Genomic DNA, 9,978 nt, shown 5'->3' on the forward strand with positions numbered 1-9,978 from the left:
TCAGTACCGAAATAATATTTATTTTTGTTTATTGTCTGCCAGCCTGTTTTCATAACACCGTCAGAACCGAAATAATATTTATTTTTATTTATTGTCTGCAATCCGGTCTTCATAATACCGTCAGAACCGAAATAATATTTATTTTTGTTTATTGTCTGCAATCCGGTCTTCATAATACCGTCAGAGCCGAAATAATATTTATTTTTGCTTATTGTCTGCCAGCCTGTTTTCATAATACCGTCAGAGCCAAAATAATATTTATTTTTGTTTATCGTCTGCCAATTATAAACCATTTTGCCATCGGAATTAAAATAATATGTATTTCCGTTAATTTTAATAAATCCGGTTTGCATAACGCCCTTTTGATTGAAATAATACTTGTTTCCGTTTATTTTAACTAATCCTACAGACATTTTGCCATTTTCCCCAAAGTAATATTTCTTTTTATTGATAGTTTTCCATCCGGTAGCCATAAAACCGTCATTATCAAAATAATAGGTATCATTTTTAATAGTTAAGAAGCCTACTGCCCATGTATGATCTTCATAATAATAACATGTTTTACCGTTTTTAAATGACTGAAAACCTGTTTGTATAATTCCGCTTTTGTCAAACCTGTACGGGTGATTATTAATATATTGGTCACCTGTATACTTTCCTGTTTCAGAATCTATATAATAGTATTTTCCCATGTAATTAATCCAGCCGTACATTGGGTTAGCGGTTTCATAATCAAAATAGAGTCGAATACCGTTTACAGTCTGCCAGCCAAGCTGAACACGTCCGGCAGGTGAGATTATATAATCACAGCCGTTTATAGTAATAGGGGACTTGTCATAATCACCTTTTACAATTACACCGTTTTCATCGCCGTAATACATATTACTTTCGTATTTTATAAATCCCGTCTGTAAAATACCCTTTTCATTAAATATATATGTCTGACCATCTATATCATGCATACCTGTGAATTTTCCGGACTGTTTATCACAATAATATAAATTATCCATATAATCTATCCAACCATAAACAGGTGAATGAGTATTATAGTCAAAATATATTCGCAGGGAATTTATAGTTTGCCAATCGGTTTTTAACGCACCATTTGGGGCAAAGAGATATGTTTCACCGTCTATTTCTAACGTACCGCTTGCCGGAACACCATCAGAGTAATAGAACCATCTGCCGTTTATCAGATTCCAGCCGTTCCCGGACTCCTCTGAAGACACCTCAGTTGTAATTGTCGTATCATTTGCATCAGTTAAAGAAACTGTTGTTTCATAGGTTAATTCTGCCGATGTTAATACTGAAGTATCTGAATAAGCAGGTTCAGTAATGCTTTCCGTTACATCTGTGATGCTTGGCTCTGTAACATCAGCAGCTGTTTCTGTTTCCTGACCGCAGGCACATATCCACAGTGTCCCGACGGCAGCCGTGGCTGCGGCAGCAGATAACAGATATCTTATTAATTTCAATTGTTATATCACTCCTTACAGTTTTTAATTTTGATAAATAATCCTTTTGATTATTATACCATAAATTGTTTAATTTGTAAATAATTACTCTGATTTGCTGATAAAATGTATATAGAATAAATTTTGAACCGTTCCCTTTGCAGGAAACGGTTCAAATCAGCAAGTAAGTTCAGGAATAAAATGAGAATTATCAGTTTATAAAATAAGTATGCTTGGTTTTCCATTTAGTAAGAGCGATATTCAGCCACAATGAATATATTCCAAGTGTAATAATACATAGCAGCAGCCATTTTATCCAGTTTCCGAAAAGCTGAATAGCTTTTCCGTCAAATCCCAGACGATGCCCGTTAATAACTGTATGCTTTATTTTCCAGTTATAAACCATGCATAATGCCCACGGATAACATATTCCAAGGGTACACACTGTTACAATAAGTCCCAGAAGCCGCCAGCCAATAAGCTGAAGCAGACCGCCGTCAAAATAGGACTGAGTTGACAGAGAGTTCTGCGAAACACTGACAGGATTCTCTGCGGCAGAATTTTCAATTGTTGTCTGTTCTGACATTTCAATAACCCCGTTTCAATAATTTACATAAATATTTTACCATATGAAGTGCAAATTTTCAATAAGCATATTAAAAGAATATAGAGTTATATTTTTGTACAATTTCTACAATTTAATTAAAAATATTGTTGTGACAAATTGTAAATAACGCTCATTCATATCTTAATGCATCTATAGGATCAAGGTTTGCTGCCTTTACTGATGGAATAAGACCGAAAATTATTCCTACTGCCATTGAAAAGATAACCGAAACTGCTATAGATATACCACTTATGGCAACAGGGACATCTGCAAATTTTGAAATTATCTGAGCCAGAATAATTCCGGCAGCGATTCCTATAATTCCGCCGATACTTGTAAGGACTGCGGCTTCAGTCAGAAACTGTCCGAGAATTACTTTTTTTCTGGCACCCAGAGCCTTTTTCAGTCCGATTTCTCTTGTACGCTCCGTAACAGATACAAGCATAATGTTCATAACACCAATACCGCCTACCAGAAGAGAAATTCCGGCAATACATATAACAAGGGTATTTGTGGAATCACTGAGTTTCTGGAGTGACTTTGCCTTTTCAAGCTGATCTTCACCTTTATATTTTATTCCGCTGTCCTCTGAAACCGAAAGATTTCCGTTTAACAGCTCTGCTGCCTCTTTGCCTGCCTTTGTCATACTGTCTGTATCAACGGCTTTTATAATACAGTTCTGCGGTTCGTCAAAGCGGAAAACTACAGGCCATGATTTCAATGGAATAAATATCTGTCCGCTGGAATTATCCTGATTATAAAGCTGATAATCCTCATAGGAATTTATAACCGGTTCGAATTTACTGCTCTGTACGGCGACTCCGATAACCTTAAAAGGTTCGCCGTTAATATCAATTATTTTTCCTACTGGTTCTTCTCCTCCGAAAAGACTTGTTGCAGTGGTAGTATCAATTACAGCACACTTCTGGTTTCCTCTGTAATCCCTGTCTGAGAAACCCTTTCCGGACTTTATTCTGTATCCTGCCGTACTGAAATAATTTTCGTCAATTCCCAGAATACTGCCGCCGCTTAATGATGTATTCATATAATAAATTGAATCGCAATAGGTTCTCTGACGGTAAAGGGAAACGGCATCAATTTCATCAAAGTCTTCAAGCTGATTTTTTGTTTCACCAGAAATAACAGGAATTCCCGCCGGAACAGACTGGTACTGAAAATCCATTTCTCCGTCACCCTGATAAAGAGAAATTTTAACCGTATTATTTCCGGCACCTATAAGGTTGTTTTTTATCTGTTCATTGGTACCCTTAATTGTAGACACAATAGCGATAATTGCGGCGATACCGATAATAATTCCAAGCATTGTTAGAAACGAACGAACCTTATGAGATAAAATACCTTTAAATGACAATCTTATATTTTCAAACATATCCGTTCACCTCTTACCATAAAACTTCATCAGTATCTTTGGTTTTAATGCCTTCCTTTATATTTTTTCCATAAGGAAAGCATATTTTGTCACTTTCACTGAGTCCGCCTTTTATTTCAATTTCATAACCGTAAATAATTCTTCCTGTTTTTACATACTGCTTTTTAAGCCGACCGTTTTCATCAGCTTTCATAACATAATACTTTCCGTCCTCTTCACGGACATAGACCAAAGGAATAAACATTCCCGATTCCTCTGCCTGTGCAGGAATAGTTATGCTTATTCCCGTATCAGCTGACATGGAAGTATCGTCTGTTATTTCAGCAGTGAATTCATAGGTACTGCTGTTGGGGTTTTCATTCCAGTTCTGTGAGAAATATGAAACAGGTGCAGTGCTGACCTCTGTGACCTCTGCCATGGCAGTTTCTCCTGTTTCCCATGACATTACATTCACCATTGAGCCTGGTGTTACCTTATCGAGATTCATTTCGCCTACATATCCGGTAATGCAAAGTCCGCTTTGTCCCTGAATCACAATAAACGGACTGTCTGAATCAAGATTTTCCAGATCCCCCACAGAGCTTACCACACCGTCAATATTACTTATAATGCTTCCGCTGTCTTTTTGTTCCTTGGCGATCTTGTATTCAAGTTCAGCAGATTTTTTATCTATTTCCAGAGCATTTATCTCGCTTTCCTTTTCAGAAACCATTTTTGCAAGCTCTGCCCTTGAATACATATAGTCATCAGAGTCAGGATCCAGCTGAAACTCTGTATATTCAGGTTCTTCATATTCATAGGTGTCTTCAGTTGTTTCCTCTGCCAGTACTTTAAAGCTTCCGAAGATTTTAGCGTTGAATTCAAGTGAGATACCGCCGTCAGCATTTAAAGTTACACTTTCACCTACACACCAGTCCTCTATATTTTCTTCCTTTATATTTCCGCCGAAAACAGTCCACTGATAAATAGCCGTATCCGATTCATCATAAACCCTGAATACGTTGTAGCTGTTGTTTTGCATAATTGTCTGCAAAAATGCCGCCTTTACGACTGTATCGCCGGTGCAATTGAAAATAAGCGGATTTTCTGCACTTCCCTTACCACTTACTGCCGAGGCAGAGTTTTCTATTGATGAAAGCTTTTCTACTGACGGCTTTTCCGGTATTACCGGTTCCGGCGGTTCGACCGGTTCAGGTTCAGGCATCATTTCTGACGGTTTCAGATTTTTAAGTTTTGTAAGTTCTTTTTGTGCAGTTTTTATATTTACATCTGCCATGGAAACTGCATTTTCCTTCTGCTTGACATCAATTTCCAGAGCTGTCATATCATATTTCATAAGAGGGTCGCCTTTTTTGACAGTATCCCCCTGTTTAACAAGTACTTCGTCAACAAGCTTCTGATTGTCCAGCATAACCTTCTGAACGTTTCCGGAAGTGATCATACCTGAAAGCTCAATATCATCTCCCCAGTAGGAGTCCATCATGTTTGAAACGAGAGTAACCTCTGCCACAGCCTTTCTGGATTTCCTTGATTCATTTATCTTATATGCACCGAAAGTACCTGACGCTATAACTGCCACGCACACAAGAGCAATAATAAGCTTTTTCATTACTCCTCACCTCCGTTTGATCCGGAGAGCATACCGTCCCTTATAAACATAATTCTCTTTGCATGGTCGGCAATTTCCCTTTCATGAGTAATCATTACTATTGTAACTCCCTCATCATTAAGACTTTTAAAAAGCTCCATTACCTGTTCGCCGGATTTTGTATCCAGTGCGCCTGTAGGCTCGTCCGCAAGAAGGAGTCTTGGATTATTTACCATTGCTCTTGCAATTGCCACACGCTGTTTTTGTCCGCCGGAAAGCTGAGTAGGCTTAAAATTTATTCTTTCCTCAAGGCCTACTTTCACAAGAGCTTCTCTGGCAATATCTCTTCTTTCTTTTCTCGGAACTCCTGCATACAAAAGCGGAAGTTCAACATTTTCCACTGCCGACTGACGTGGAAGAAGATTAAAATTCTGAAATACAAAGCCTATTTTTTTATTTCTTATTTCTGAAAGCTGTCTGTCATTGCAAAGTGAAATATCAGTATCATCAAACATAAATGTTCCAGAAGTCTGTCTGTCAAGACAGCCGATAATATTCATTAATGTTGATTTTCCGGAGCCGGAAGGCCCCATAATTGCAAGGTATTCTCCGCTTTCAACCGACAGATTTACGTTTTTAAGTACAGGTACGGCTTCTTTTCCCTGCATATAGTCTTTGCAGATTTCTCTTAAATCAAGTACCATAAAGAAGCCCTCCTCAGCCTGCCGGAACAGCGTCAATATCGCTTATATCTTCCTGATCCGGAAGTAATTCTCCGTCTTCATCGTCAATATTATCCTCAGGGTTCTCCTGTTCGTCTGCTCCGGGCAAAGGTTCGCCGTTTTCATCGTAATATTCATCATATTCTTCATAATCCCCGTCAATATCATCCGGCATTATATCTTCATCATCGTACTGGAATTCCTCTTCAAATCCTGCTTCATCTATATCTGCAGTAGTCGGCATTCCCTCTTTATAATCATCTGACGGATAAGCTATATTATCCTCATCTGTAAGACCGGAAACAATTTCACAGTCTCCATAGTTTTCGTCCTTTTCCCCCACTTCAACATACTTCTTTTCCAGCTTGTCCTTTTTTCCGGAAACCCAGACGTATGTCTTTCCGTCATCGTCTGTTACAATGTAATCCTCATAAATCCATACTCCGGTTTTTTCAGCTGCCTCAAGCTGTCCGAAATCCGGTTCAATTATAACATGCTGTCCCAGCATAAGTCCGTCAATATTATCAAGTGTTACATAAAAAGGATAGTTTGATGAAGATGTCATCTCATCAGTTTCTCCGTACATATTATAATCTGAATTCTGTTCAGGTTCTGAACCGATTTCCGAAATAGTACCATTCCATGTTATGGTATCGTCAGTTCTTGAACGGATAATAACCGGCATATCGGCATATATTGCCATCATATTCTGTTCGTTTATTTTTCCCTTTACCCTGAAATCTCCGCTGGCAATGATGGTCATTACAACGTCCGCATCGGAAGTGTCTCCGCCGTACATATCCTCCTGCTGATTTCCTGAACCGTCAGCGGAATTTATCTTATTTACCGTACCAGCCATTTCTGACTTTACTGTTGCATTTTTTATTGAATTTTTCAGCTTTTCAAGTTCAGCTTTTTTCACCTTTATATCATATTCTGCTTTTGAAATATCCGTCTTTAAAGACTGTATCTGCGCCGAATAAGAATACTGGTCATCACTTGAAGCATTTTTCTTATCATTTTCCAGCTGAGTAATTTGCTTTTCCATTGAGTCAATATCATTATTGTATTTTTCAATTTCAAGTTCTCCCTGTTCAAGATCAAGCTCCATTGATTCAACATCATAAGTAAACAGTTCTGTACCCTCTTCCACCTGATCTCCTTCCTTGACAAGAATTTCCTTTATCTGCTTTGTTGTATCATATTTCACGTCAAGGGTTTTCTGAGATTCTATAACTCCGGAAAAGCATTCGCCGCTTAATGACATTGCGTTTACAGTATTAATATCAGAAACCGGAGTTACAAAAACCTTTTCAGAGCTTTCGTTGTCAGAACCGGTTTTCCACAGAATTATTCCTGCTGCTGCAGCTGCCAGAACTACTGCTGCTGACACTGATGCAATAATTATTTTTTTCTTTTTTTCCATTTGAGTATCCTCCTTTTCTTTTTGTACTAACTGTATTATACACAATAACACACTTTAAGTCAACAAACAAATCAATATGTATCTGTTTTGTAATATTATCATCACAAAACAAAAATCCCGGTCAGCACTTGTTAAAAGTCTGACCGGGATTAGTATAAAAAAGCGATACCGCACAATCAGCGGCTGTTGCCTTACCGGAATTTAATTGCCATATCCTTTGGCAATATAAGAAGCAATTGCAGCAGCGTCTCTTACATTAACAATTCCGTCCGAATTAAAATCAGCACTTGGGGGAAGCTCACTGACTTTCTGCTCTGCAAGTTTACGTGCAATCAATGAGGCGTCCCTGATATTCACAACACCGTCTTCGTTTGCATCGCCTGCAATAAAATCAAGTGAAGTAAATGTAAGACTATATGTAAGAGTCACATTGTCAGATGATACAAGTTCTTTTGCCGGGGAAGACAGTATACTGTCAGTAAGATTCAGATTATATACATATATATCACTGTATTCCACAGAATTTACAAAGTATTCTGTATCATCAACATAAACAGTCTGGGTATAATAGATAGGATTTGAGGATGTTTTAAATTTGGGAATACCGATTTTCACCATATAAGAGCTAAAATATTCTACATTTTCATCATCAAAACTGTTGCATTCCAGAGGGAAGACATAAACATCTCCCTCGTTTACAGTATCAGCCTTTATTACGCTGTCATATATCAGGAATCCTTCATCCGGAGACTCCGGAGTAACTTTATAAATCTGGATATATGTATCACTTCCGGAATCGGGAGTAACACATATTTTTCCGCACACATTATCATGGAATTCGTATTTTGAGCTTACTGTTATTTCTTCTGCTTTAGCACCCAAGCTTCCCATAAGAAACGATGCCATAACCGCAGCTGAACAAAGTATTGGTTTTATCTTCATATATTTATCCTCCATTTAACATTATCCCGGATATGCCGGTGATGCATAACCGTAAATACACGCATCATCAAGTTTGTATACCTTCTGACGGCAGACATCTCCGCTGTTTCCCTCGATTGTATGAACATATCCGTTTTCAACATAGTCCACAATTCCTATATGATCGGCAACGCCGTCACCTTCCCAGTCGAAAAAGATATAATCTCCGGTTATTGGCTTATAGTTTCTGCCTTTCCACTGATTATGTGCCTTAAACCAGTCAATACCCACCTTACAGGAAATAAAAATCGGAATATCTCCGTTTTGAGTATATCCGCAGTGAGCAGCACACCATGAAACAAAGCATGCACACCATTCTATGCGATATTCAAAACCGTACCATGTCCAGTAAGGGCGTCCGCCTTCGTTTCCAAGCTGTGTCAGAGCCAGAGCCGCAATATCCTGATTTCCTTCTTTCACCATTGCACCTGTAGAATAAAAGCAGTAATTTTTACCGTCAATTTTATGTCTGTAGGTGTACATAGCTCCATCCGAACCGAAATAATATTTATCGTTGTTAATTGTCTGCCAGCCGGTCTGTTTTTTTCCGTCTGAGGAAAAATAATATGTTTTACCGTCAATGGAAATAAAGCCTGTCTGCATAATACCGTCAGCATTGAAATAATACTCACCGGAAGAATACTTAAGCCAGCCTACAGTCATTTTTCCGTTATCGCCGAAATAATATTTTTTTGAATTAATTGTCTTCCAGCCGGTCTGCATAACACCGTTTGTGTTAAAATAATATTTTGTATCTCCTATAGTCTGAAGACCTGTTTTCATTACCCCGTCTGTACCGAAATAATAGGTTTGTCCGCTTACTACATATAATCCCAGAGCCATTTTTCCGTTATCGGCAAAATAATATTTTTTTGAATCAATTGTCTTCCAGCCGGTCTGCATAACACCGTTTGTGTTAAAATAATACTTTGCGTCGTCTATAGTATAAAAACCTGTCTTCATTACCCCGTCTGTACCGAAATAATAGGTTTCACCGTCTATTGCATACAGTTCCAGAGCCATTTTGCCGTCAGGCTGGAAATAATATTTTTTAGATTTAATTGTCTGCCAGCCATAGCACATATACCCGTCATTGTCAAAATAATAGGTATCTCCGCCGATTTTTTTCATGCCGTATGCTACAGTAGCGTCTTTATAATAATATCTGGTAAGACCGCCCTCAAAAGACTGAAAGCCTGTCATTATAATTCCATTGGAATCAAATCTGTAGGGATGTCCGTCTATATAATGGTCACCTATATATTTCCCGATTTCCATATCGGAATAATACATATATCCTTTGTATTTTATCCAGCCCTGTGCCGGTATTGCCGTATCGTAATTATAATAAAGTCTCAGACCGTTTACAGTCTGCCAGCCCAGCTGAACACGTCCGGAAGGCGAGATAATATAGCTGTATCCGTTTATTTCAATAGGTGTTTTATTGAGATCACCCTTTACTATTGCTCCGGTTTCATCGCCGTAATACATATAACTGCCGTATTTTATGAATCCAGTCTGCAAAATACCCTTTTCATTAAAGATATATGTATTTTCCTCTATTTCCTGTATACCTGTGAGCTTGCCTGACTGCTTATCGCAGTAATACATATAATCCATGTAATTTATCCAGCCGTAAACAGGTCGTCCGGTTTCATAGTCATAATATTTTCTGATAGATTTAACAGTCTGCCACTCTGTTTTCAGCACACCGTTTGTAGCGAACAGATAATATTCACCGTTAATCAGTCTTTCACCGCTTACTGCTCTGCCGTTTTGATAGTAGTACCATTTTCCGTCAAATTTATGC

8 protein-coding genes are annotated in these 9,978 nt (G+C 38.1%); all 8 read right to left on the reverse strand.

Annotation, left to right across the window (positions count from 1 at the left end; genetic code table 11):
* The coding region (locus ACI4WO_RS05425; RefSeq protein ID WP_439806547.1) for an N-acetylmuramoyl-L-alanine amidase family protein at positions 1-1,475 on the reverse strand (1,475 nt) is incomplete at its 3' end.
* Positions 1,476-1,665: 190 nt separating this feature from the next.
* Positions 1,666-2,040: a DUF898 family protein gene (locus ACI4WO_RS05430; protein ID WP_439806548.1), complete on the reverse strand. Its 375-nt coding sequence runs from the start codon at positions 2,038-2,040 to the stop codon at positions 1,666-1,668.
* 151 nt (positions 2,041-2,191) lie between these two features.
* Positions 2,192-3,451 (reverse strand): ABC transporter permease, encoded by a 1,260-nt coding sequence (locus tag ACI4WO_RS05435; RefSeq protein ID WP_439806549.1) that lies wholly within the window; start codon positions 3,449-3,451, stop codon positions 2,192-2,194.
* Between the two features lie 13 nt (positions 3,452-3,464).
* Positions 3,465-5,060 carry a hypothetical protein gene (locus ACI4WO_RS05440; RefSeq protein ID WP_439806550.1) on the reverse strand — a complete coding sequence of 532 codons (1,596 nt, stop codon included), beginning with the start codon at positions 5,058-5,060 and terminating at the stop codon, positions 3,465-3,467.
* Positions 5,060-5,743 (reverse strand): ABC transporter ATP-binding protein, encoded by a 684-nt coding sequence (locus tag ACI4WO_RS05445; RefSeq protein ID WP_439806551.1) that lies wholly within the window; start codon positions 5,741-5,743, stop codon positions 5,060-5,062. Before ACI4WO_RS05445 ends, ACI4WO_RS05440 begins: the two co-directional genes overlap by 1 nt.
* Positions 5,744-5,756: 13 nt before the next feature.
* Positions 5,757-7,187, reverse strand: coding sequence for an efflux RND transporter periplasmic adaptor subunit (locus ACI4WO_RS05450; protein ID WP_439806552.1), 1,431 nt, complete (start codon positions 7,185-7,187; stop codon positions 5,757-5,759).
* Positions 7,188-7,388: 201 nt separating this feature from the next.
* Positions 7,389-8,129: a dockerin type I repeat-containing protein gene (locus tag ACI4WO_RS05455; RefSeq protein WP_439806553.1), complete on the reverse strand. Its 741-nt coding sequence runs from the start codon at positions 8,127-8,129 to the stop codon at positions 7,389-7,391.
* Positions 8,130-8,150: 21 nt separating this feature from the next.
* Positions 8,151-9,978, reverse strand: a 1,828-nt coding sequence (locus tag ACI4WO_RS05460) for a CHAP domain-containing protein (RefSeq protein ID WP_439806554.1), incomplete at its 5' end; no start/stop codon positions are given.

The sequence above is a fragment of the Porcipelethomonas sp. genome (assembly GCF_051893655.1).
Taxonomy (GTDB): domain Bacteria; phylum Bacillota; class Clostridia; order Oscillospirales; family Ruminococcaceae; genus Porcipelethomonas.

Coding starts and splice junctions, on each gene's coding strand:
- ACI4WO_RS05445 (WP_439806551.1), bottom strand. CDS start 5,743: ATGGTACTTGATTTAAGAGAAATCTGCAAAGACTATATGCAGGGAAAA.
- ACI4WO_RS05440 (WP_439806550.1), bottom strand. CDS start 5,060: ATGAAAAAGCTTATTATTGCTCTTGTGTGCGTGGCAGTTATAGCGTCA.
- ACI4WO_RS05435 (WP_439806549.1), bottom strand. CDS start 3,451: ATGTTTGAAAATATAAGATTGTCATTTAAAGGTATTTTATCTCATAAG.
- ACI4WO_RS05450 (WP_439806552.1), bottom strand. CDS start 7,187: ATGGAAAAAAAGAAAAAAATAATTATTGCATCAGTGTCAGCAGCAGTA.
- ACI4WO_RS05430 (WP_439806548.1), bottom strand. CDS start 2,040: ATGTCAGAACAGACAACAATTGAAAATTCTGCCGCAGAGAATCCTGTC.
- ACI4WO_RS05455 (WP_439806553.1), bottom strand. CDS start 8,129: ATGAAGATAAAACCAATACTTTGTTCAGCTGCGGTTATGGCATCGTTT.